22 protein-coding genes are annotated in these 21,913 nt (G+C 62.5%); 17 read left to right on the top strand and 5 right to left on the bottom strand.

The features are described 5' to 3' along the window. Nucleotides 1-1,450 (bottom strand): Ig-like domain-containing protein (locus HY019_RS07060; RefSeq protein ID WP_290689590.1); only part of this gene is annotated, 1,450 nt, incomplete at its 3' end. A 901-nt stretch (nucleotides 1,451-2,351) separates the two neighbouring features. Further along, nucleotides 2,352-3,005: a PEP-CTERM sorting domain-containing protein gene (locus HY019_RS07065; protein ID WP_290689592.1), complete on the bottom strand. Its 654-nt coding sequence runs from the start codon at nucleotides 3,003-3,005 to the stop codon at nucleotides 2,352-2,354. 226 nt (nucleotides 3,006-3,231) lie between these two features. On the opposite strand from HY019_RS07065, the gene HY019_RS07070 reads away from it, so the two are divergent. Then, nucleotides 3,232-4,176, top strand: a complete 945-nt coding sequence (locus HY019_RS07070) for a DHHA1 domain-containing protein (RefSeq protein WP_290689594.1) — start codon at nucleotides 3,232-3,234, stop codon at nucleotides 4,174-4,176. Here the strand turns inward: HY019_RS07070 and HY019_RS07075 are convergent, their stop codons facing one another. Continuing rightward, on the bottom strand, nucleotides 4,177-4,785 hold the full coding sequence (locus HY019_RS07075; protein WP_290689595.1) for a hypothetical protein: 609 nt from the start codon (nucleotides 4,783-4,785) through the stop codon (nucleotides 4,177-4,179). It lies immediately after the preceding gene. Nucleotides 4,786-5,258: 473 nt separating this feature from the next. Here HY019_RS07075 and nifH point away from each other — a divergent pair, with 473 nt between their 5' ends. The 15 genes from nifH to modC all read left to right on the top strand — a co-directional run bounded on the left by nifH (nucleotide 5,259) and on the right by modC (nucleotide 18,353). Beyond that, on the top strand, nucleotides 5,259-6,140 hold the full coding sequence (nifH, locus tag HY019_RS07080; RefSeq protein ID WP_290678766.1) for a nitrogenase iron protein: 882 nt from the start codon (nucleotides 5,259-5,261) through the stop codon (nucleotides 6,138-6,140). 129 nt (nucleotides 6,141-6,269) lie between these two features. Further along, nucleotides 6,270-7,730: a nitrogenase molybdenum-iron protein alpha chain gene (nifD, locus tag HY019_RS07085; protein ID WP_290689597.1), complete on the top strand. Its 1,461-nt coding sequence runs from the start codon at nucleotides 6,270-6,272 to the stop codon at nucleotides 7,728-7,730. Nucleotides 7,731-7,805: 75 nt separating this feature from the next. Further along, nucleotides 7,806-9,362, top strand: a complete 1,557-nt coding sequence (gene nifK / locus HY019_RS07090; protein ID WP_290689599.1) for a nitrogenase molybdenum-iron protein subunit beta — start codon at nucleotides 7,806-7,808, stop codon at nucleotides 9,360-9,362. Nucleotides 9,363-9,528: 166 nt separating this feature from the next. Next, entirely contained in the window at nucleotides 9,529-9,843 is a 315-nt protein-coding gene (locus HY019_RS07095) for a hypothetical protein (protein WP_290689601.1), read from the top strand. Between the two features lie 15 nt (nucleotides 9,844-9,858). Next, complete coding sequence (locus HY019_RS07100) at nucleotides 9,859-10,371, top strand: hypothetical protein (RefSeq protein WP_290689603.1); 513 nt, start codon at nucleotides 9,859-9,861, stop codon at nucleotides 10,369-10,371. A gap of 12 nt (nucleotides 10,372-10,383) precedes the next feature. Beyond that, the gene (locus HY019_RS07105; RefSeq protein ID WP_290689604.1) at nucleotides 10,384-11,130 is read left to right on the top strand and encodes a YkgJ family cysteine cluster protein; all 747 of its coding nucleotides are present in this window, start codon (nucleotides 10,384-10,386) and stop codon (nucleotides 11,128-11,130) included. A 149-nt stretch (nucleotides 11,131-11,279) separates the two neighbouring features. After that, complete coding sequence (gene nifE, locus HY019_RS07110) at nucleotides 11,280-12,746, top strand: nitrogenase iron-molybdenum cofactor biosynthesis protein NifE (protein WP_290689606.1); 1,467 nt, start codon at nucleotides 11,280-11,282, stop codon at nucleotides 12,744-12,746. A gap of 12 nt (nucleotides 12,747-12,758) precedes the next feature. After that, nucleotides 12,759-14,213, top strand: a complete 1,455-nt coding sequence (gene nifN, locus HY019_RS07115; protein ID WP_290689608.1) for a nitrogenase iron-molybdenum cofactor biosynthesis protein NifN — start codon at nucleotides 12,759-12,761, stop codon at nucleotides 14,211-14,213. Then, entirely contained in the window at nucleotides 14,210-14,632 is a 423-nt protein-coding gene (nifX, locus tag HY019_RS07120) for a nitrogen fixation protein NifX (protein WP_290689612.1), read from the top strand. Before nifN ends, nifX begins: the two co-directional genes overlap by 4 nt. Continuing rightward, nucleotides 14,625-15,125, top strand: coding sequence for a NifX-associated nitrogen fixation protein (locus tag HY019_RS07125; RefSeq protein WP_290689615.1), 501 nt, complete (start codon nucleotides 14,625-14,627; stop codon nucleotides 15,123-15,125). The genes nifX and HY019_RS07125 overlap by 8 nt, the downstream gene beginning before the upstream one ends. Before the next feature lie 17 nt (nucleotides 15,126-15,142). After that, a complete protein-coding gene (locus tag HY019_RS07130) occupies nucleotides 15,143-15,337 on the top strand; it encodes a CCE_0567 family metalloprotein (protein ID WP_290689617.1) in 195 nt (64 codons plus the stop codon). Between the two features lie 27 nt (nucleotides 15,338-15,364). Further along, nucleotides 15,365-15,670: a ferredoxin III, nif-specific gene (gene fdxB / locus HY019_RS07135; protein WP_290689623.1), complete on the top strand. Its 306-nt coding sequence runs from the start codon at nucleotides 15,365-15,367 to the stop codon at nucleotides 15,668-15,670. Between the two features lie 147 nt (nucleotides 15,671-15,817). After that, nucleotides 15,818-16,561, top strand: coding sequence for a molybdate ABC transporter substrate-binding protein (modA, locus tag HY019_RS07140; RefSeq protein WP_290689625.1), 744 nt, complete (start codon nucleotides 15,818-15,820; stop codon nucleotides 16,559-16,561). Further along, the gene (gene modB, locus HY019_RS07145; protein ID WP_290689627.1) at nucleotides 16,561-17,259 is read left to right on the top strand and encodes a molybdate ABC transporter permease subunit; all 699 of its coding nucleotides are present in this window, start codon (nucleotides 16,561-16,563) and stop codon (nucleotides 17,257-17,259) included. Before modA ends, modB begins: the two co-directional genes overlap by 1 nt. Beyond that, complete coding sequence (gene modC, locus HY019_RS07150) at nucleotides 17,256-18,353, top strand: molybdenum ABC transporter ATP-binding protein (protein ID WP_290689629.1); 1,098 nt, start codon at nucleotides 17,256-17,258, stop codon at nucleotides 18,351-18,353. Before modB ends, modC begins: the two co-directional genes overlap by 4 nt. 27 nt (nucleotides 18,354-18,380) lie before the next feature. Here the strand turns inward: modC and HY019_RS07155 are convergent, their stop codons facing one another. Further along, entirely contained in the window at nucleotides 18,381-19,145 is a 765-nt protein-coding gene (locus HY019_RS07155; RefSeq protein ID WP_363302470.1) for an SAM-dependent methyltransferase, read from the bottom strand. Between the two features lie 206 nt (nucleotides 19,146-19,351). On the opposite strand from HY019_RS07155, the gene HY019_RS07160 reads away from it, so the two are divergent. Next, nucleotides 19,352-20,227 carry a transglutaminase family protein gene (locus HY019_RS07160; RefSeq protein WP_290689631.1) on the top strand — a complete coding sequence of 292 codons (876 nt, stop codon included), beginning with the start codon at nucleotides 19,352-19,354 and terminating at the stop codon, nucleotides 20,225-20,227. Nucleotides 20,228-20,236: 9 nt separating this feature from the next. Here the strand turns inward: HY019_RS07160 and HY019_RS07165 are convergent, their stop codons facing one another. Further along, on the bottom strand, nucleotides 20,237-21,730 hold the full coding sequence (locus HY019_RS07165; protein WP_290689633.1) for a M48 family metalloprotease: 1,494 nt from the start codon (nucleotides 21,728-21,730) through the stop codon (nucleotides 20,237-20,239). Nucleotides 21,731-21,913: the final 183 nt, after the last annotated feature.

Raw genomic sequence — 21,913 nt, forward strand, 5'->3', positions numbered from 1 at the left:
CAGACCAGTCTTCCGGCTCGACCAGATCCATGGAGTGAGCGCCTTCGGTGATGTGGTTGTAGCGGATCACGGTGCCCAGCGAGCGGTCCTTGATGCCGATACCTTGAGAGGTGGGGACCAGGGGGCCGAGACGGTTGAACTCGTAGGTGATGCGCAGGCTCGATGCATAGATGTTATGCAGGAACATGTCGTTGGCGGCACCGTTGCTGTAGAGGTAGTTGCCAGCGATGCGGATATCCTGGGAGATGGTGGACATGCCGGCGCCCACGTCAACAGAGCGGGTGAAGATACCGTTGGTGCAATCATGGATCACGTTGTCGGCGATCGTGATGTTGGCGCCGCGCTCCACCCAGATGCAACCACCGAAGCTGTCATAGGCCTGAACGCCACCCAGCGAGTTGGTGAAGGTGTAGCCAGGCTTGGCGTTACGCAGCTCCAGGCCGTCGATCTGGATGTAGGTGGGATAGGCGGCAGACCAGCTTTGCGTGTTCAGGCGGTCCACCATGATGAGCGCACGCGTTTCCTGGATGTTGCCGGAGCTGGCGCCGGTGTAGGCCAGGCCCTTGCGAGCCACGGCGTTTTGACCATCGATGATGGGGCGCTCGCCGTTGGGGCCCTTGACGCCGCAGACACGGACGGGGGCCGATGCAGTGCCATTGGCTGCCAGCAGGATGTGGCCGCGGTAAGGCGTGGCGCTGTAGAAGATGCGCACGGTGTCACCGGCTACCAGCTTGTCCCAGGGGACCAGATCCAGCGTGGCGAGTTGCCCTGTGCCGGGGCCAACCTGGTAGTCGGTGCCCGAACCGGAGGGTTGGCAGGCTGCCGTGACCGTTGAGCCGGTTGTCGTTGTGCCAGTGGTCGTACCAGTCGTCGTACCCGTGGTGGTGCCCGTCGTCGTACCGGTTGTCGTGCCGGTGGTGGTGCCCGTGGTCGTACCGGTTGTCGTGCCGGTGGTGGTGCCCGTGGTGGTGCCCGTGGTCGTGCCAGTTGTTGTACCAGTCGTTGTACCGGTGGTGGTGCCCGTCGTCGTGCCGTCTGGCGAGGTGGTGTTGGAGACGGTCACCGAAACGGGTGTGGAGGTGCCCTTGTTGCCTGCCTTGTCATATGCCACCGCAGTCAGGGTGGCCGAGCCGTTGGCGAGCGTGGCGGTGTTGACGCTGAAGGTGAAAGGGCTGGCTGTGTCCGTGCCACTCAAGGTGCCGTTGACATACAACTCAACCTTGGCCACGCCCACGTTGTCACTGGCCGAAACGGCGACGGCCACGGCGCCACTGACCGCTGTGCTGGCGGATGGCGAGGTGATGGAAGCTTTCGGGGCGATGGTGTCCGTGTAGGCGCGGCGAGCAGCGTATGCGGCAAAAAGTGTGCATGCGCTGACCAGGACGATGCCTGCCTTGGCCTTGCGGCTGCCAGAAACGCGGTGCGTGATGATCTTGGAGGACTTCGACATGTTCAACCTTCTCGACTTGGGCGTGTATTCGCTCAGGGCGATTTCAATCCCCACCAGTTCCTGCTTGGAACGGTGATATTGAAATACTCGACTTTGGGGTAATTGAGATACCAGGTGCGTTGATATTCAGGATCGGATATGTCCTGTTTTTATCCCCCTTATTCGAGGGGCGCCTGGAAGTGAGAGTCTTCCCGCTGTCGCCGGGGCGGTGTCCTTCGGGATACACATTGCGCCATCTGCGTGGAGTTGAGAGCGATACTGCATTTCTCTATGGGGTTCAGCGTTGAAACTCGATATATCCGTGTAGGTGTGAAAGAACTGCTCGTTTCATCACCGTGAGGGCAGTGTAAAGGCAACCCCCTAGTTCGATGTTTGCTACTCCGTGACCGCGCGTCGCATTCTGTAACTCACTGTAATCATCGCAATGGGTTTTGGCGCGTGAATCAGGTGTGATTTTCCGCACGAGAAAATCAAAGGTGGATTCTGTTATCTGGCGCCGATTCAAAGTATTCGTGATGCGGTTCACGAATGCTTGCCGCCTTCGGGCCGCGAATATCCCCGCTCATCCCGGCCGAGGGGGCTCCCCTGTCATTTCTTGTTTCATAAAGCCGGCAACCGACAGGGGCCGGGGAGCGCAGCAAGATGCTCGCGATGCATTGTTTGTCGTGAATAAACCCCTGCGAGGGAGGCGTTTCTGATCCACAAAGACAAACGCCAGCCTCGGTTGGCCCAAGGCTGGCGTGTGGATCGCTTGCCGACTTATCCCCGCAAGCTGTGGATAAGCTTGTTGGCAAGCCTTTGGTAAGGTGCGTTTCCCCTGGGAAACACCCTGGAATGCCTCGAAATGAGGCAGTTTTGTGACTTAGTTCCGTGAATCGGGCTGGTGCCCGGCCAATGGCGCTCAGGCGCGGCGGCGGGACACCAGCATCAGGCCGCACAGCCCCAGGCCCATCAGGGCCCAGGTGCCGGGTTCTGGCACGGCGGTGGTGGCCTGCACGGCCACACCATCGATCGACATATAGGCCTTTTGCGCCGAGGAGGCCAGCATGAAGGACAGCTGCTGGCTGCTGGCCGTGGCCGTGAAGGTCAGTGACTGGTTGGCCCAGCTCGAGCCCAGCGCCAGTTCAGCGCCCGAGCCGATGGTGGCGCCGTCCAGCAGCACGCTGATGGCGTTGCTGCCCAGGTAGCTGATGCTGCCGTAGGTGTAGCCGAAGTTGCCGGCTTCCCAGGACACGGTGTATTGCTGACCAACTTGCAGGCCGCTCAGGGTCTGGCCAAAGCGCTCCATATAGGAACCATAGGCGCCCAGGCCCACCCAGGTGCCGCCGTCGGTCGACACGGTGGGGGTGGCGCCAAAGCGCAGTTGGCCGGCGACGCCCACATTGTTGGCGGCATCCATGATGTCGGGCGTGCCTTCGAAGATGGTCCAGCCGGTGGGCACACCGTTGTTGGTGATCGGGCCGGTCAAGGAGCCGTTGACGACGAGGTTCTGCGCGGCGAAGGCAGGCGACGAGGCCATCAGGACGGCCAGGGCAATGTGACGGAGAGACATCATGGTGCGGCTTCTCGGGAGGGCGCCCTGCAAATCAGGCGCGGAAACAAACGTGTAACGAATTGTGGCCTTGCCTGAGCCTGCCTCACCATCCCCTGGCTACTGGGGTGCAGGGCGATGAACGCGCAAATGCGTGAATTCGTCACGTCAGCGCGGGCGATGGCCTGAGGCCAGGAGCCACTAACATGGGCGCTTTCATGAATCCGGCTCGTCAAAGAGTCCCCACGCTGTGAGCACTGGTCTTTTCACCTCCTTGCCTGGTCTGGCCGTTGCGCCCTCCAAGGCCGATCCCAACCCCCTGGTGATCTACCACGGCAAATGTCCGGATGGCTTTGGTGCCGCCCTGGCCGCCTGGCTGTACTTTGAAGGGCAGGGCGAGTACCTGGGCGTCACGCACGGCAAGATCAACGACGTGGCCGAGTTGCCTGCGCTGGAGGGCCGGGCCGTCTACATCCTGGACTTCTCGTTTGACGAGTTGATCATGCAGGGCATCGACGAGCGGGCGGCCAAGCTGGTGCTGCTGGACCACCACAAGAGCGCGGCCGACAAGCTGGGGCGCTTCCAGTGCCGCTGTGGCGCGGTGCACTTCGACATGTCGCAGTCCGGCGCCATGCTGTCGTGGAAGTTCTTCTTCCCCGAGCAGGAGGTGCCCGATCTGATCCGCTTCATTCAGGACCGTGACTTGTGGAACTGGGCTTATCCGGAAAGTGCGGCCTTCCTGTCGGCGCTGGATCTGGAGCCCAATGAGTTCCCGCGCTGGGCCGAGATCGCCGCGTTCAAGGCCGAGCAGGTGAACGAGTTCTGCCAGCGCGGCACGGCCATGAACGAGAAGTTCATCAGCCTGTGCAAGGACATCGCACAAGGTGCCTCGCCTCTGACCTTCAATGGGCAGCAGGGCGTGATGGTCAACTGCCCTGGCGCGTTCACCAGCGAGGTGGGCAATATGTTGTCGGCCGAGTGCGGTAGCTTTGCCTTGTTGTGGAGCGTGTCCAAGGACGGCACGGTCAAGATCGGCTTGCGTGCGGTGGCCACCTACAACGCCATCCCGCTGGCCGAAGCCATGGGTGGTGGCGGGCACCCGCAGGCCTGCGGCTTCCGCATGGGCCCCGAGCGCCTGCCTGAGTTGCTGACGGGCGTGTTCTGGTCTGATCCGGAACAGCGGCCCGTCGCCTGATCACACCGGGCGGTTCTCGTTGGGGTTGCGCACCGGGCCCATCAGCGCCAGGCCTTCGGCGTAGGTGATGGTGTCGAAGGTGACGTCGTACTTGGCTGCGGCGTCGGCGATGCGGTCGAGCTTGGCAGCCGTGTCCAGCTTCTTGAGGTCGTTGCGCTCCAGGTAGAGCAACTCCAGCAGCTCGTTGTACACGGTGCCTTCGTCAATGGGCAACACATAGAACATCGCGCCCTTGTAGGGCACCTGGTACTTCTTGCTCAGGTCGATGTTGTTGCAAAACAGGAAGTACTTGCCACCGGCGCTCAGGGCTTCGCCCAGCACCTCGGCCACGTCCTTGAGGTGCTCGAAGGACAACAGGTAGCCGGTGAAGAAGGGCAGGGTGCTTTCGCCCGTGTTGGCCACGGCCATGACCTGGTCGCAGGTCAACTCGGGCGGGCGGGCTTCGTCGGCCAGCTGGGTGGAAAAGCGCAGGGCCAGTTCACCGCGGAAGCCAAAGCGCGAGGGCTTGTGCGTCATGCCCTTGAACACGGGGTTCTGCAGATAGCGACCTTTGTCCAGTCGGCCAAACACCGTCTGTTCAATGGGATTTTGCTCGATGGTCACGGTCATGATCAGTCCTTAGGTGTGGACGCGAACGGGTGTGTGATGGGCGTTCGCGCTTGTTGAAACAAGACCCTTCAATGCAATCGGCATACCAGTGCGCCCCACACTGCTGATCGAAGGCCACGACGCTTCATTCCTTGAAGCCATCTCCTACGTAAGCACTCGTTTTTGAGCCTGATGTCGGCTGTCCGACCAGGCTCAAGCCTTCATGTGTCTTTCACGACGTGATGCGGTGTTTTGTCAGGTTTCAAACAATGCCCGGGAGGGCTGTGTTTGGGACGCCAAAAAGCTTTTTTCCTAGCTGAATCAAGCACTTGTCGCCATTGGCCACAGGTGGCACAGCAGTTGCGATAGAGGTCTTGCGCAGACCATGTCTGGCCAGTGAGTGGCGGCAAAAGAAGACCGACATCGGCACCAAAGGCACATCAGGGTCGCGGCTTCGCAACCTGCTTTTTTTCCTCATTTTCTGGAGAACTGAAATGGCTTCATTGAGACAGATCGCCTTCTACGGCAAGGGTGGTATCGGCAAGTCCACCACCTCGCAAAACACCTTGGCTGCGCTGGCCGAAATGGGTCAGAAGATCCTGATCGTTGGCTGTGATCCCAAGGCTGACTCGACCCGTCTGATCCTGCACGCGAAGGCGCAGGACACCATCCTGTCGCTGGCTGCTGAAGCCGGTTCGGTGGAGGACCTCGAGCTGGAAGACGTCATGAAGGTCGGGTACCGCGACATCCGTTGCGTGGAATCCGGTGGCCCTGAGCCCGGAGTGGGTTGCGCCGGTCGTGGCGTGATCACCTCAATCAACTTCCTGGAAGAAAACGGCGCTTATGAAGGCGTGGACTATGTGTCCTACGACGTGCTGGGCGACGTGGTGTGCGGTGGCTTCGCCATGCCCATCCGCGAAAACAAGGCACAGGAAATCTACATCGTCATGTCCGGCGAAATGATGGCCATGTACGCCGCCAACAACATCTCCAAGGGCATCCTGAAGTACGCCAACTCGGGTGGTGTGCGTCTGGGTGGCCTGGTGTGCAACGAGCGTCAGACCGACAAGGAACTGGAGCTGGCCGAGTCCTTGGCCAAGATGCTGGGTTCACGCCTGATCCACTTCGTGCCGCGCGACAACATCGTGCAACACGCCGAGCTGCGCCGCATGACCGTGCTGGAGTACGCACCTGACTCCAAGCAGGCTCAGGAATACCGCACCCTGGCCACCAAGGTCCACGGCAACGCTGGCAACGGCACCATCCCCACCCCCATCACCATGGACCAGCTGGAAGACCTGCTGATGGAGCACGGGATCATGAAGACCATCGACGAATCCGCAGTCGGCAAGTCTGCCGCCGAACTGGCAGCGTAAGCCCCACCCCCGAAGCGCCTGCGGCGCTCCCCCTCAAGGGGGCGCCGCTGGCGGCCCGGCAAAGCCGGTTCCGCTGCGGCTGCTTGACCCCCATCCACCACCTCGCTCAAGCGAAGCAGGAGAATTTCCATGAGCATGACCGTTGAAGAACGCAAGGCCACCAACAAAGCCTTGATTGATGAAGTCCTCAAGGCCTATCCAGAGAAGATGGCCAAGCGCCGCGCCAAGCATCTGGGGACCTACGAAGAGGGTAAGCCTGATTGCGGCGTGAAGTCCAACATCAAGTCCTTGCCTGGCGTGATGACCATCCGCGGCTGCGCCTACGCAGGCTCCAAGGGCGTGGTGTGGGGCCCGATCAAGGACATGATCCACATCTCGCACGGCCCTGTGGGCTGCGGCCAGTATTCATGGGCTGCGCGTCGCAACTACTACATCGGCGTGACCGGTGTGGACACTTTCGTGACGATGCAGTTCACCTCCGACTTCCAGGAAAAGGACATCGTGTTCGGCGGTGACAAGAAGCTGGAAAAGATCGTTGACGAAATCCAGGAACTGTTCCCCCTGAACAAGGGCATCTCGGTGCAGTCCGAGTGCCCGATCGGCCTGATTGGCGACGACATCGAAGCCGTCTCCAAGAAGAAGTCCAAGGAACACAACAACCACACCATCGTGCCGGTTCGTTGCGAAGGCTTCCGTGGCGTGTCTCAATCGCTGGGCCACCACATCGCCAACGACGCGATCCGTGACTGGGTGTTCGACGGCAAGACCAAGAAGGAACACGAGTTCGCTTCGACACCGTATGACGTGGCCATCATCGGCGACTACAACATCGGTGGTGATGCCTGGTCCAGCCGCATCCTGCTGGAAGAGATGGGCCTGCGCGTGATCGCCCAGTGGTCCGGTGACGGCACGATCGCCGAGCTGGAAAACACCCCGAAGGCCAAGCTGAACGTGCTGCACTGCTACCGCTCGATGAATTACATCAGCCGGCACATGGAAGAGAAGTACGGTATCCCATGGGTGGAGTACAACTTCTTCGGCCCCACCATGATCGAGAAGTCGCTGCGCGAAATCGCATCGCACTTCGACGACGCCATCAAGGCCAAGGCTGAAGAGGTCATCGCCAAGTACAAGCCGCTGATGCAAGCCGTCATCGACAAGTACAAGCCCCGCCTGCAAGGCAAGAAGGTCATGCTGTATGTGGGCGGCCTGCGCCCCCGCCACGTGATCGGCGCCTACGAAGACTTGGGCATGGAAGTGGTCGGCACCGGCTACGAGTTCGGCCACAACGACGACTACCAGCGCACCACGCACTACATCAAGGACTCCACCTTGATCTATGACGACGTGACCGGCTACGAGTTCGAGAAGTTCGTCGAGAAGATCAAGCCTGACCTGATCGGCTCGGGCATCAAGGAAAAGTACGTCTTCCAGAAGATGGGCGTGCCTTTCCGCCAGATGCACAGCTGGGACTACTCCGGCCCCTATCACGGCTATGACGGCTTTGCCATCTTCGCCCGTGACATGGACATGGCCATCAGCAGCCCGATCTGGGGCCTGACCAAGGCCCCCTGGAAGGCCGCGGCCTGATGAGTTGAGTGGAAGGCCCCGCACCCACACCGTGTGGGGCCGTGTTTAGCGATTTCGTTTTCCCAGGAGAGCACCATGCCTCAAAGCGTCGACAAGATCCTCGATCACGAGAACCTGTTCCGTGAGCCGGAATACCAAACCATGCTCGAAGGCAAGAAGGCCTTCGAGTTCAACCACGCAGACGAGAAGATCAAGCAGATCGTCGAGTGGACCAAGACCGAAGACTACAAAGAGAAGAACTTCAAGCGTGACTCTCTGGTGGTCAACCCCGCCAAGGCTTGCCAGCCTCTGGGTGCCGTGTTCGTGGCCAATGGCTTTGCCAAGACCATGTCCTTCGTGCACGGTTCGCAAGGCTGCGTGGCCTACTACCGTTCGCACTTCTCGCGTCACTTCAAGGAGCCGACATCGTGCGTGTCGTCCTCAATGACGGAAGATGCAGCCGTGTTCGGTGGCCTCAACAACATGATTGACGGCCTGGCCAACACCTACAACCTGTACAAGCCCGACATGATCGCCGTGTCGACCACGTGCATGGCCGAGGTGATCGGTGACGACCTGAACGCCTTCATCAAGACCTCGAAGGAAAAGGGCAGCGTGCCCGCCGAGTTCGACGTGCCGTTCGCGCACACACCGGCCTTCGTCGGCAGCCACGTGACGGGCTACGACAATGCCTTGTTGGGCGTGTTGCAGCACTTCTGGGACGGCAAGTCAGGCACCGCGCCGGCATTGACCCGCGTGCCCAACGAGTCCATCAACTTCATCGGTGGCTTCGACGGCTTCGTCGTGGGCAACATGAAGGAAATCAAACGCATCTTCGAACTGTTCGGTGCCGATTACACCGTGCTGTGCGACCCGTCTGAAGTGTGGGCCACCCCCACCGATGGCGAGTTCCGCATGTACGAAGGCGGCACCACCAAGGCCGAAGTCGAGCGTGCCCTGAACGCCAAGGCCACCATCGTCTTCCAAGAGTTCTGCTGCGAGAAGACCGCCAAGTACATCAAGGAAAAGGGCCAGGAAGTGATCGTGCTGAACAGCCCGATTGGCGTGGCTGGTACCGACGCCTTCGTGATGGCCTTGTCCCGCCTGACCGGCAAGCCTGTGCCTGCCGAGCTGGAAAAGGAACGCGGCCAACTGGTGGACGCCATGGCCGACAGCCAGGCCCACCTGCATGGCAAGCGCTACGCCCTGTATGGCGACCCTGACCAGATGCTGGGCCTGACGCAGTTCCTGCTGGAGCTGGGTGCCGAACCTGCCCACGTGCTGGCCACCAACGGTGACGAGAAGTGGGCCACCAAGGTGCAAGCCCTGTTTGACGCTTCGCCTTATGGCAAGGGTTGCAAGACCTACCCCAAGCGCGACCTGTGGCACATGCGCTCGTTGCTGCACACGGAACCGGTGGACTTCCTGATCGGCAACACCTACGGCAAGTACCTGGAGCGTGACACCGGTGCACCGCTGATCCGCATGGTGTTCCCGATCTTCGATCGCCACCACTACCACCGCCTGCCGATCTGGGGGTATGAAGGGGCGCAGCGCGTGCTGGTGAACCTGTTGGATGAGTACTTCGAAGCGCTGGATGCCAACACGATCATCCCGGGCAAGACCGACTACTCCTACGACATCATCCGTTGAAGCAGGCGCATCTGCCTACTGCGCGGGGCGATCTGGGTTTCGCTGTGCTCGCCATACGGGTGTATGGCTGCGCGCTGCGAACCCCACCTCGACCCGCTCGCTACGGCATCTGCGCCCACTTCAAAGGCCGTGTCAATTTTGATGTTTGTTTGGGTGAGGTATGAGCATGAGCACGTATGTCAAGACAACGCAAGACGGCCGCAAGGTTGAGGTGATCGATGGGTGGTTGTGCCTGGGCGGTGCGCGTGAGACGGACACCTTGGTGCCCCTGATCGAACACCCCAATCGCCAGGCGATTTCCAAGGCGGTGCCGGGTGCAACGCACATGGGTGGGCGCATCCCGCTGCGGCACGATGAGGCCGCCATCGCGCAAGGTGCGATGGATGTGGCCAAGCGCGATTTCGCCAATGACCCGGTGGCCATTTCGGAGCGCTTCCGTAAGGTGGTATGGGCCAAGGCGCAGCTAGAAGGCGTGGAGTGATTCCGGGAGGCCATCATGATCTTTGTCGTTGAAGTCCCTCATGTCGGCGAGCCCCATGCGTGGTTTGCCTTTCACGGTGAGGATCTGCTGAGCAAGGTCGTGGTGGATGACCCGCTGCAGTCGTGGGAGATCTATGACACGACCACGGCGCGCGAGTTGTTGAGCATGGTGGGGGAGCAGCCCGGCACACCTCAGGCCCGGAGCGCCTTTCCCGGTATCTGTCGCCTGGCCGATGAGTTCGGCCTGGATGCGACGCTGTACCGCGCAGACTACGCGCTGGAGCGCGGCTGCTATCAGCCGGAAGCCGTCAGCATCGAGGCCGCGTGTGAAGCGGCGCTCAAGAGCCGTGTGACAGTCGAGCCCGTCGAGGGGGCCTTGAAAGACGTGCGGGTGTTCTGGTCAGATCCGCAAGCGGTGCTGGCCACCGAGAGCAAGGATGACCCGCTGTTCACCGCCCCCGGTGGCTGGCGCGCCTTGCACGCCTTGCGCGAGCAGTTGCTGGCGCTGGACGTGTTGGCCGAGAACTGATGGGGTCAGGCCATGTCGGTTGAAGCCCTGAGTTCACTGGATTTCTTCCAGCAGTTGCAGACGCATTTCAGCCAGATCTGGGCGGGCTTGCGTCATCGATCCGAGTTGCTGGACACGCTGTTGATGCGGGCCTGGCAAAGCTTTGATGTCAATGTGGCCAGCCAGTGCGAGGGCCTGCCCGCGCTGGATTGCCACAAGGGGTGCGCCACCTGCTGCACCTTGCGCGTGACGGCCACCGCCCCTGAGGTGTTCATGCTGGCGCGTTTCATTCGTGCGGTGACGCCTGGTTTGAAAAAGCATGGCGTGGATCTGCTGGCGCAGATTGCCCGGGCCAATGGCATGACCTGCGGGGTGGGGGAGGCGGACCGGGTGGCCGCGCGGCATCGCTGCCCCTTCATTGCCCAGGGCGTGTGCGTGGTCTACCAGGTTCGGCCGCTGGCTTGTCGTGGCCTGGCTTCGTATGACCGCAAGGCCTGTGCGCAGGCTGCATCTGGCCGTGTGGATGAGATCCCGTATTCAGAACCGCACATGCGCGTGCGCGGCCTGGTGCAGAACGCGCTGCAATCGGCCATGCGCGATGCCGGCGTGGCCTGGGGCAACTATGAGCTGAACCAGTCGCTGTTGATGGCGCTGGAAGATGCGTCTCTGGAGGCCCGCTGGCTGGCCGGGGCAGACGTGTTGAAGGCGGCTCAGGTTGAAGAGGTGTCTGCGCAAGAGATGGCGCGCACCTTTGACCTGCTCAAGCCTTCGGTGGCTTGAGTACACCGCGCATTGGCAACTTCCCGACAAGCCCTGTCGAATTTGTTGCCTCAAAAGGCCATCTCGGTGGTCCTCAAAGCCGGCTTCCCAGGCAAACACCCCTGGCACCGTTTGTGCAATGACAGAGTCAATCCCACAAGGAGCCCAGCATGTCCGTATCGCTCAAGCAAAAGATCGCTGAAGTGTTCGACGAACCCGGTTGCGACAAGAACCAGGGCAAGAGCGAGAAAGAGCGCAAGAAGGGTTGTACCAAGCAACTCTCGCCTGGTGCGGCTGCCGGTGGTTGCGCGTTTGACGGCGCCAAGATCGCGTTGCAACCCATCGTCGATGTGGCCCATCTGGTCCACGGCCCTATTGCCTGCGAGGGCAACAGCTGGGACAACCGCCACAGCTACTCATCGGGCTCGCAGCTCTACCGCACCGGCTTCACCACCGACATCAATGAACTCGATGTGGTCTACGGTGGCGAGAAGCGCCTCTTCAAGTCCGTGCGAGAGATCATCGAGAAGTACAACCCGCCCGCGGTGTTTGTCTATCAGACCTGTGTCACAGCCCTGATTGGCGATGACATCGAAGCGGTCTGCAAGAAAGCCACAGAGAAGTTCGGCAAGCCTGTCATTCCAGTGAACAGCCCTGGCTTTGCCGGCCCCAAGAACCTGGGCAACAAGCTGGGCGGCGAATCCATCCTGGACTATGTGATCGGTACCGAAGAGCCCGAGTTCACCACGCCGTATGACATCAACATCATCGGCGAGTACAACCTCTCGGGTGAGCTCTGGCAGATCAAGCCGCTGCTGGATGCCCTGGGTGTGCGCATCCTGTCTTGCATCTCGGGTGATGGCCGCTACCACGAGGTGGCCAGCAGCCACCGCGCCAAGGTCAACATGATGGTGTGCTCCAAGTCGATGATCAACATCGCCACGCGCATGCAGCAGAAGTGGGATATCCCTTACTTCGAGGGCTCGTTCTACGGCATTGGTGACATGAGCGACACGCTGCGCCAGATCGCGCGCTTGCTGGTGCAAACGGGCGCTGGCGCCGACCTGATCGACCGTACCGAGCGCCTGATCGAGGTTGAGGAGGCCCGCGCCTGGAAGCGCCTGGAGAAGTACAAGGACCGCCTCAAGGGCAAGCGTGTGCTGCTGATCACGGGGGGCGTCAAGAGCTGGTCCGTGGTGTCGGCCTTGCAGGAGGTGGGCATGGAGATCGTGGGCACCTCGATCAAGAAGTCCACCAAAGAGGACAAGGAAAAAATCAAGGAGATCATGGGGGATGACGCTCACATGATCGACGACATGACGCCGCGCGAGATGTACAACATGCTGCGCGATGCCAAGGCCGACATCATGTTGTCAGGTGGTCGCTCGCAGTTCATCGCGCTCAAGGCGCGCATGCCCTGGCTGGACATCAACCAGGAGCGCTACCACCCGTATGCCGGCTACGAAGGCATGGTCGAGTTGGTGGAAGAGATCGACAAGGCGCTCTACAACCCCGTGTGGGAGCAGGTGCGCATCCCGGCGCCCTGGGATGAGGTGGACGCGGGCATGCTGGCTGCCGAGCCCTTTGTGCCACCGGCCAAGGCCGAAGGGCAGGGCCATCAACATGCGCACGCCTGAGGGGACTTGACCATGGCCAAGACGCTAGAGTCCAAGAAAGCCTGCGCGGTCAACCCGCTCAAGATGAGCCAGCCGCTGGGCGCGAGCTTCGCCTTCATGGGGCTGGACAGCTGCATGCCGGTGATGCACGGCTCGCAAGGTTGCACGTCTTTTGGCCTTGTGCTGCTGGTGCGCCATTTCAAGGAGGCGATCCCGCTGCAAACGACGGCCATGAACGAGGTCACCACCATCCTGGGGGGCTACGAGAACATCGAGACGGCGCTGCTCAACATCAAGAAGCGCGCGGCGCCCCGCATGATCGCGATCTGCTCCACCGGCCTGACCGAGACCAAGGGCGATGATGTGGAGGGCTACCTCAACATGGTCCGCAAACGCAAGCCCGAGCTGGATGACACCGCGCTGATCTATGTCTCCACACCCGATTACGTGGGCGCCTTTGAAGATGGCTGGCGCCATGCCGTGACAGGCATCATCAAGCACATCGTGCCGGATACGTCCGCCCATCCACAGGTCGGCAAGGCGGCCACACAGGTCAACCTGCTACCGGGTTGCCACCTCACGCCGGGTGACCTGGAAGAGATCAAGCAGATACTCGATGACTTCGGCCTGAGCACCATCACCTTGCCCGATGTGTCCGGCTCGCTGGATGGCCACATCCCATCGGACTGGCGTGGCACCACGCTGGGCGGCACGAAGCACGACGACATCCTGCGCATGGGCGAGTCCGTGGCCACCTTGGCCATCGGCCAGCAGATGCACGATGCCGCCGAGGCCCTGCACCAGCTCACGGGCGTGCCTTACGAGCTGTTCGATCGCCTGACCGGGCTCGAATGCAATGACCGCTTCCTGATGACCTTGTCCAGGCTCAGTGGCAAGCCGGTGCCGCAGAAGTACCGTCGCCAGCGCAGCCAGCTGCTGGACGCCATGTTGGACGGCCACTTCTACCTGGGCCACAAGAAGGTGGCCATCGGCGCCGAGCCCGACCTGCTGTTCGCCGCGGGCAGCATCCTGCAGGAGATGGGTGCCGAGCTGCACACCTGCGTGACCACGACCCACTCGCCCGTGCTCGACAAACTGCCTGCCGAGATTGCCTTGATCGGCGACCTGGAGGACCTGGAGAAGGGCGCCGCCGAGTGCGACTTCATGATGACCCATTCACACGGGCGCCAGGCTGCCGAACACCTGGACAAGCCCTTCTTCCGCTTGGGCTTCCCGATCTTCGACCGCATCGGCAATGCCCATCGCCTGATGGTGGGCTACCGGGGCACGCGCCAGTTCATCTTCGAGGTGGCCAACCTGATGATGGCCCACATCCCCCATGCGGTGCCCGACACCTGGCCCCTGCCTGAGGCCGCCCAGCGCGTGGCCATGCCTTTGCAGTCGCGTGCCGAGCTGCCTTGGCCGGGCGGCCTCAAGCATGGCCACCCCTCTTCCGAACCTACGACCACCGATGGAGTCACCCCATGAAAGTCGCATTCAGTACGCAAGACAAGCAGCGCGTGGACGCGCACTTTGGCTGGGCCAAGAACGTCTCGGTCTATGACGTCACCCCGGAGGGCTACACCTTTGTCGAGAACTTCGAGTTCGGCGGCAAGCTGGAGGAAGACGGCGACGAGGACAAGCTGGCGCCCAAGCTGGAAGCCATCAAGGATTGCGCCATCTTGTATGTGGCCGCCATTGGCGGTTCGGCCGCCGCCCGTGTGGTGGCCGTGAAGATCCACCCGATCAAGGTACCCCAGCCAGAGCCGATTCTGGACATCCTGGAAAAACTGCAGGAGGTGCTCAAGGGCACCCCGCCTCCCTGGCTGCGCAAGGCCCTTCAAAAGGGCTCGGAAGCGGTCGCCACCAACTTTGATGAAGACGAAGACGAGGTCAAACATGGCTGATACCGCCACGCTGGAAGCGCCCGCATCCCCATCGGCGCCGACCGATGAAGAACTCATGGCCACGCCCTTTGTGCGCGAGCTGATCAAGGTGCTGCGCGCACAGGACACCCATGGCACCTGGGAGGGTAAGTCCGACCTGATGCTGCTGAGTCCCTACATCCTCACGGCCGAGCAGCGCCGCGAGCTCCCCATCATTGGCGACCCTGACCCTGAAATCCTGTGGCGCATGGAGCTGTTCTACAACGCCGTGGCCGTGGCCATCGAGCGTGAGAGCGGCAACATGGTCTCGCCCATGATGAAGATGAGCCACGAGGGCTTTGGCCGCATCGTGCTGATCGCCGGCCGCCTGGTCGTGGTCAACAAGCAGCTGCGGGATGTGCACCGCTTTGGCTTTGCCTCCCTGGCCAAGCTGGCCGAGGCGGGTGCCAAGTTCTACAACGAGGGTGTGGCCATGGTGCGTGACTACCCCCAGGTCGCCAACTACGGCGCTTGAACGCAGGAGAGCCCGAGATGGATGCCGACGAACTCAAAGCCCGAATCAAGAAGTTGAACGCCCAGGCCACGCAGGCCAAGATGGACCTGCACGACCTGTCTGAAGAGCTGCCGACCAACTGGGAAAAGATCCTGGAGATCGCGCAACGTTGTCACGATGCCCATGCTGCCTTGACCGAGGCACGCAAGATGGCCGCCGCAGCCAGCGCCTGATGGTGCGATCGTCATGAGGATGAAGCCATGAGCCACTTTTCCATCACCATGCCCAGCGGTGAGAGCTGGGAGCCCAAGTTTGTCCAGAACATCAATGAAGAGACCTGCATCGGTTGTGGGCGCTGCTTCAAGGTCTGCCCTCGCGGCGTGCTGGAGTTGATCGGGCTCAACGACGAAGGCGAGCGTGTCGCCATCTCGGACGACGACGATGAAGACGAAGAGTACGAAAAGAAGGTGATGACCATCGCGCATCAGGAGATGTGCATTGGCTGTACCGCCTGCTCGAAGATCTGCCCCAAGAAGTGCTACACGCACGCACCGGCCACGGTGTGAGTTGAGGCGCCGAACATGCGAGGGGCTGCATGGCGTCATGTACCCTGCGCATGGTTTGCGTTATAAAGCCATGTACACAACAAACGCAATGAACTGGTGGCCATCATCACGCGGGATTCGCCGAAGCAACGGGGCATGGAGATCCGCATGGAAGCGGCGCTGATGCTGAGTGTGCTGTCCTTGTGGTCCAGCCTGGCGCTGGCCGATGAGGTGCAAGTTGCCGTGGCCGCCAACTTCGCGGGGCCCTTCCAGAAGATCGCGGCAGACTTTGCCTCCGACACGGGCCACAAGGCTGTGGCCATCACCGGCTCCACCGGCAAGTTCCATGCGCAGATCAAGGAAGGCGCGCCCTTCGAGGTGCTGCTGGCCGCCGATGACGAAACACCCAAAAAGCTCGAAGACGAAGGCCTGGCCGTGAAAGGCCAGCGCTTCACCTATGCCAAGGGCAAGCTGGTGCTGTGGAGCAGCAAGGCTGGGGTGGTGGATGACAAGGGCGAGGTGCTGAGCAAGGGCGGCTTTGCCCGCCTGGCGCTGGCCAACCCCAAGTTGGCGCCCTATGGCGCGGCCGGCGTGGAGACCTTGAAGACCTTGGGCTTGTACGACGCCGTGGCGCCCAAGATCGTCCAGGGGGATAACATTGCGCAGGCCTTTCAGTTTGTGTCCACCGGCAATGCCGATGTCGGTTTTGTGGCGCTGTCTCAGGTGGCCCCGCCAGACAAGCCTGCTGTCGGCTCGTGGTGGGTGGTGCCCGCCAGGTTGTACACGCCCATCCTGCAGGATGCGGCCTTGCTGAAGAAGGGCGAAGGCAACGTTGCCGCTGCCGCCTTGCTGAAGTACCTCAAGGGTGACAAGGCCAAGGCGATCATCAAATCTTATGGGTACGAGCTTTGATGCTGGACGCCGATGACCTGCAGGCCCTGAGGCTGACGGCGAGCCTGGCCGCCTTGACCACGCTCTTGCTGCTCTTGCTGGGCACGCCCATGGCCTGGTGGCTGGCGCGCACGCGCTCACGCTTGAAGGGGGCGGTGGCCGCGGTGGTCGCCTTGCCCTTGGTCTTGCCGCCCACGGTGATTGGTTTTTACCTGCTGATGCTGATGGGGCCGCATGGGCCGGTTGGCGTCTTCACGCAGTCCATGGGCTGGGGGCTCTTGCCCTTCACCTTCTGGGGGCTGGTGGTGGGCTCGGTGCTGCACTCCTTTCCGTTTGTGGTGCAGCCTTTGCAACAGGCCTTCGAGGCCATCGGGCGCCGGCCGCTGGAGGTGGCGGCGACGCTGCGTGCCTCACCTTGGGACCGTTTCCTGACCGTGGCCTTGCCTCTGGCCAGGCCCGGTTTCCTGACCGCCGCGGTGCTGGGCTTTGCCCACACGGTGGGCGAGTTTGGTGTGGTCCTGATGATCGGCGGCAACATCCCTGGTGCCACGCGTGTGCTGTCGGTGGCCTTGTACGGCCATGTGGAGGCGATGGACTACGCCAAGGCCAATGTGCTGGCGGCCGGCATGGTGGGCTTTGGCTTTGCCGTGATGTTCCTGCTCTACTTGCTCAATGGCCGTGTGGGTGGGGTCCTGGGGCGCCAGGAGGGCAGGGCATGAGCGAGATCCATGCAGACCTCCAACTGGCCTACCCCGGCTTCGCGTTGGACGTGTCCTTGCGTTTGCCTGGCCAGGGCGTCAGTGTGCTGCTGGGGCCATCGGGCTGTGGCAAGACCACGGTGTTGCGTGCCTTGGCCGGCCTGGTGCGTGCACAAGGGCGCGTTGCGCTCAACGGGGATGTCTGGCAGGACGATGTACCTGGCGCGCGGTGGGGCAAGGGGCGTTTCGTGCCGCCCCATCGGCGCGCGATCGGCTATGTCTTTCAGGAGGCCAGCTTGTTCCCGCACCTGAGCGTGCAGGCCAATCTGGACTATGGCCACCGCCGTGTGCCGCGCGATCAGCGGCGCATTGGCATGGATGAGGCCGTGGGCCTGCTGGGCATTGGCCACCTGCTGGACCGGCGCCCGCAAGGCTTGTCTGGTGGCGAGCGCCAGCGCGTGGCCATTGCCCGTGCCTTGTTGACCAGCCCACGCCTCTTGCTGATGGACGAGCCCTTGTCGGCGCTGGACCCGGCACGCAAGGCCGAGGTGCTGCCTTACCTGGAGCGGCTCAACAACAGCGCGGGCATGCCCATCGTGTACGTGACCCACGCGTTGGACGAGGCCGCCAGGCTGGCCGATCACCTGGTGTTGATGGAGGCCGGGCGCGTCCAGGGCAGTGGCCCTGCGGTGGACATGTTCGCGCGGCTGGATACGCCCATGAGCACCTGGGATGACGCCGCAGCCTTGCTGCAAGCCTGTATCGAGGCGCACGAGCCCGAGTTCGGCTTGAGCCGCCTGCGCGTGGGCAAGCACGCGTTCTGGGTGGGCCACAGCGCCGCGCAAGTGGGGCAGGCGGTCAAGGTCCGCGTGCTGGCGCGGGATGTGAGCGTCACCTTGAGTGCGGCCAGAGACAGCAGCATCCTCAACATCCTGCCCGCCCGCATCGACGAGATCCGGCCCGATGGTGCAGACAGTGTCACCTTGCGTTTGAACCTGGCGCCTGATGCCAGCCTGCTGGCCCGCTTGACGCGCCGCTCATGCGAACAGCTTCAGTTGCGTGTGGGTATGGATGTGTTTGCCCAGGTCAAGGGCGCGGCCTTGCTGGGGGCTTGAGGCGAGCCCCCAGCGCTGGTTTGCCACTCAGTTGACGGTAGTGGCCTCGCGCCGATAACGCAGCATCCGGCCACGGTAGGCTTCGCCGCTGGCCAGGCTGTGGCTCAGGTCCACTTCCTCCAGCGCAAAGCCCTCGCTCGCCATGTTCTTGTTGAAGGCAGAGCGGTTGCCGCGGTTCGGGTCCACGATCAGCACTTCGGCGTTGGGGCTGGCATGCCGCGCAATGAAACCCGACAACTTGCCGGACTCATCGCGCTCGTACAGCACGTCACTGCCGATGATCAGGTCGAAGCGGCCTTGCACGATGGGGTGGCGGTCATGCACGGGCGTACCGGCCGCATCGCCCCAGTTGCCGTGCCTGTAGGTCAGCGGTGGCAGGTCATTGAGGCCGGTGTTTTCAATCAGGAAGCTCGACGCCAGCGGGTGGCAGTCTGAAGCGGTCACGTCCACGCCACGGCGGTGCGAAACGAGGCTGGCCAGGGCCAGGCCGCAACCCACTTCCAGGATGCGTTCATTGGCCACCAGCGGGCGCTCGGCCATCCAGGCGGCCAGTTGCAGGGAGGAGGGCCACAGCAGGCCGAACAGCGGCCATGCCGCGCTGGAGATGCCCATGGCTTCGGCCTCGCCCAGCGGGTCGGCGTACTGCTGCTTGTCCAGCAAGGAGCGGATGATGAGGCTGTGCGCGCCCTGAATGGCGATGCACTCTTGTTTGGTCTGGTAACCCGGCATGATGCGGCCCGATAGCTGGTGGCCGCGCCTGATCTGCGGGTGCGGCCGGGTGAGTTGGCGCAATGCGGCGGGCTCATGTTCAGATCGAACGGGACAGCAACCTTGCTGCGAGCAAGGTCGTCACCGGACCGAAAGGGCACTCACGCGGGGCAGAACGAGATGGACCAGTGTAGCGCAGTGGCATTGGCAAGCTTGTTGCTTGCGAGGACTACACTGCTTCAATCGCTTGAGTTTCGTGTCAAGCATCACGGCTTGACGCCGAGGTCCCCATGGTTCGCATCGAGTTGTCCATCCTCCTGAGCTACGAGATCAGCTCGCCAGGGGCTGATTTCGTGTTCAACATCCATGCGGCCCACACGCGCTGTCAGAGCGTGCATACCGAGCAGCTGCGCATCAGCCAGTCCCTGGTGCCGCAGGTCTTCACCGACGAGGCCACGCACAACCGTTATCTGCGCCTGAGCGCCTTCCCGGGCAACCTGCAGGTCGGCTACCACGCCATCGTGGACCTGCACCACCACTTCGCCCAACCTGAAGACGTGGCCGAGATCCCGGTGTCGCGCCTGCCGCCCGAGGTGCTGAGCTACATCTACCCCAGCCGCTATTGCCAGTCAGACCGCCTGGGTGCGCTGGCCATGGCCGAGTTCGGCAACATGCGCCAGGGTTATGGACGGGTGCTGGCCATTCAGGATTGGGTGCGCCGCCAGGTCAAGTTCAAGCAGAACACCACCAACTCGAACACCTCGGCCCTGGACACCGTGACCGACCGGGTGGGCGTCTGCCGCGACTTTGCCCACTTGATGATCGCGTTGTGTCGCGCCCTGAGCATCCCTGCGCGGTTCACAACGGGCATCGACTACGGTGCGGACCCGGCGCTGGGCCCCACGGACTTTCATGCCTATGTGGAGGTCTTCCTGGGCAACCGCTGGTACATGTTCGACCCGTCCGGCACGGCGATCCCCATGGGCTTCGTGCGCTTTGGCACGGGCCGTGATGCGGCCGACGTGTCGTTCGCCACCATCTTTGGCAGCGTGACCTCGATGGCGCCGAGCATCCAGGTGATGGCACTGACCGATGCCGCCGGGACCTGGGAGTGGCCGCGGCACCGCGTTGAGGCCATCTCGACGGATGCGGCCCTGTCGCTCTAAGTGGGGCGCTCAGTTCACCACTTTCACTGCCTGGCCGATCTTGGGCTCATCACCGCCGTTGTAGACACCGTTGAGCAGGCGCAGTTGCGCCTCGGCGTGCGTGCTCAGTGGTGAGCTGCGCGCCAGTTCGGCAAAGCCACCGCGTGGGTAGGGCACGGTCTTGAGGGCCCAGGGGCGCGCGGCGCTGCGGTCTGCCGCGGTCAGCGCACGGAAGGACGATTCGGCCTCCGCGATCTGCGTGGCGGCGCCTTGCAAGGCCTTCGCGTCGCGCGCAGCGTACTGCAGCAGGTAGTTGCGCTTGCCCGGGCCACTGACCAGGGTCAGGCGCACGCCCTTGTTCTGTCCTTGGGCATTGCGCACCGTGCCTTCAAAGTGCGTGGCGCTCAGCCCGCTGACGGTGCGGTGTTCTGTTTGTCCGTCCACAGGCTTGATGAGGTTGCGGATCACCTCTTCATGGCTCTGGCCCGCTTGCGGGGGCACCAGCTTCACGATCAGCCCTGCATCACCTGCGCTGTTGACCAGGGTGATGGCGTCCGCCGCATTGATCACGCGCCAGCCCACGGGCGCCGTCAGGGCGATGCCCAGGTCTTCGTGATAGAAGTTCCGCCCACGCGTCACGCCCTGGGCCCGCGTCTCGCCAAAGGCCATGCCCGCGGTGGCCTGCAGATAGCGCGCGTGGCCATCGTCGACATAGTGGCCAACATAGGCTGCGGCAATGCCCTTGATGTCGGCCAGGCGCTTGTCATTGCTGGGGTGTGACGCGAGCCAGCTGGCGCCCGATGGCGCGCTGCGGCCCTCGGCCTTGGCCGTGTCGATGGCGAACTGCTCCTGGCTCTTGAGCACCTGGATCACGTCGACCATGTTCTGCGGGTTGTACTGGTTGCGGGCCAGGTACTCGGCGCCCAACTGGTCGGCCTGGGATTCCTGCTCGCGGCTGTACGAGGCGATGTAACCCGCTGCGGCCGTTTGCGACACCTGGCTGGCGATGTCCTGTGCGCCACTCATGCCCTTGGCTTCCAGCACGGCGCCCAGCACCGTGGCGGCCAGCACGCCCAGGCCGGCCGTCTGCTGCTGCGTGGCGCGCTGTGCACCATGTCGGGCCGTCACGTGGCCAATCTCGTGTCCGATCACGCCGGCGAGTTCCGCTTCGTTGTTCAGGTAGGCCATGATGCCGCGCGTGATGTAGACATAACCACCTGGCAGCGCAAAGGCGTTGATCTCGGTGCTGTCCAGCACGGTGAAGGTCCAGGTGAGCTGGGCGCGGTGGGACTGGCTGGCCAGCTTCTGGCCGACCTCGTTCACATAGGCCTGCAGGCGTGGGTTGTCGTAGGCGCCGTATTGCTTCATCACCTCCTGGTGGGCCTTCTGGCCCTGGGCCAGCTCGGCGGGCTCGTCCATCACCGTGCGCTCGAGCTGGCCGGTGACGGGGTTGACCATTTCGGTGCCGCAGGCGGTCAGCAAAGAGGAGGCGATCAGCAGCGGCAGGGCGCGATGCGTGCGCATGAGGGCTCCAGGTGGCGGTTGGGGGGCGTGTGTGCCGCAAGCGTACCGCAAGCTGCTGGCCGTGACTTCGTTCGCGAAATCGCACGCCTTTTGCGCCACAGGGGTGGTCCAAATGGTGGTTTCGCCTACAAGGCCTGGCCAGCGCCCCGATAAGATGGATTGGATGCCCGGGCTTGCGGGCCC

This window comes from Aquabacterium sp. (genome assembly GCF_016195855.1).
Classification (GTDB): domain Bacteria; phylum Pseudomonadota; class Gammaproteobacteria; order Burkholderiales; family Burkholderiaceae_C; genus Aquabacterium.

Bases quoted from the DNA above. Each gene is read 5' to 3' on its own strand.
- HY019_RS07065 (WP_290689592.1), bottom strand. From the start codon at position 3,005: ATGATGTCTCTCCGTCACATTGCCCTGGCCGTCCTGATGGCCTCGTCG.
- HY019_RS07075 (WP_290689595.1), bottom strand. From the start codon at position 4,785: ATGACCGTGACCATCGAGCAAAATCCCATTGAACAGACGGTGTTTGGC.
- nifH (WP_290678766.1), top strand. From the start codon at position 5,259: ATGGCTTCATTGAGACAGATCGCCTTCTACGGCAAGGGTGGTATCGGC.
- nifD (WP_290689597.1), top strand. From the start codon at position 6,270: ATGAGCATGACCGTTGAAGAACGCAAGGCCACCAACAAAGCCTTGATT.
- nifK (WP_290689599.1), top strand. From the start codon at position 7,806: ATGCCTCAAAGCGTCGACAAGATCCTCGATCACGAGAACCTGTTCCGT.
- HY019_RS07095 (WP_290689601.1), top strand. From the start codon at position 9,529: ATGAGCACGTATGTCAAGACAACGCAAGACGGCCGCAAGGTTGAGGTG.
- HY019_RS07100 (WP_290689603.1), top strand. From the start codon at position 9,859: ATGATCTTTGTCGTTGAAGTCCCTCATGTCGGCGAGCCCCATGCGTGG.
- HY019_RS07105 (WP_290689604.1), top strand. From the start codon at position 10,384: ATGTCGGTTGAAGCCCTGAGTTCACTGGATTTCTTCCAGCAGTTGCAG.
- nifE (WP_290689606.1), top strand. From the start codon at position 11,280: ATGTCCGTATCGCTCAAGCAAAAGATCGCTGAAGTGTTCGACGAACCC.
- nifN (WP_290689608.1), top strand. From the start codon at position 12,759: ATGGCCAAGACGCTAGAGTCCAAGAAAGCCTGCGCGGTCAACCCGCTC.
- nifX (WP_290689612.1), top strand. From the start codon at position 14,210: ATGAAAGTCGCATTCAGTACGCAAGACAAGCAGCGCGTGGACGCGCAC.
- HY019_RS07125 (WP_290689615.1), top strand. From the start codon at position 14,625: ATGGCTGATACCGCCACGCTGGAAGCGCCCGCATCCCCATCGGCGCCG.
- HY019_RS07130 (WP_290689617.1), top strand. From the start codon at position 15,143: ATGGATGCCGACGAACTCAAAGCCCGAATCAAGAAGTTGAACGCCCAG.
- fdxB (WP_290689623.1), top strand. From the start codon at position 15,365: ATGAGCCACTTTTCCATCACCATGCCCAGCGGTGAGAGCTGGGAGCCC.
- modA (WP_290689625.1), top strand. From the start codon at position 15,818: ATGGAAGCGGCGCTGATGCTGAGTGTGCTGTCCTTGTGGTCCAGCCTG.
- modB (WP_290689627.1), top strand. From the start codon at position 16,561: ATGCTGGACGCCGATGACCTGCAGGCCCTGAGGCTGACGGCGAGCCTG.
- modC (WP_290689629.1), top strand. From the start codon at position 17,256: ATGAGCGAGATCCATGCAGACCTCCAACTGGCCTACCCCGGCTTCGCG.
- HY019_RS07160 (WP_290689631.1), top strand. From the start codon at position 19,352: ATGGTTCGCATCGAGTTGTCCATCCTCCTGAGCTACGAGATCAGCTCG.
- HY019_RS07165 (WP_290689633.1), bottom strand. From the start codon at position 21,730: ATGCGCACGCATCGCGCCCTGCCGCTGCTGATCGCCTCCTCTTTGCTG.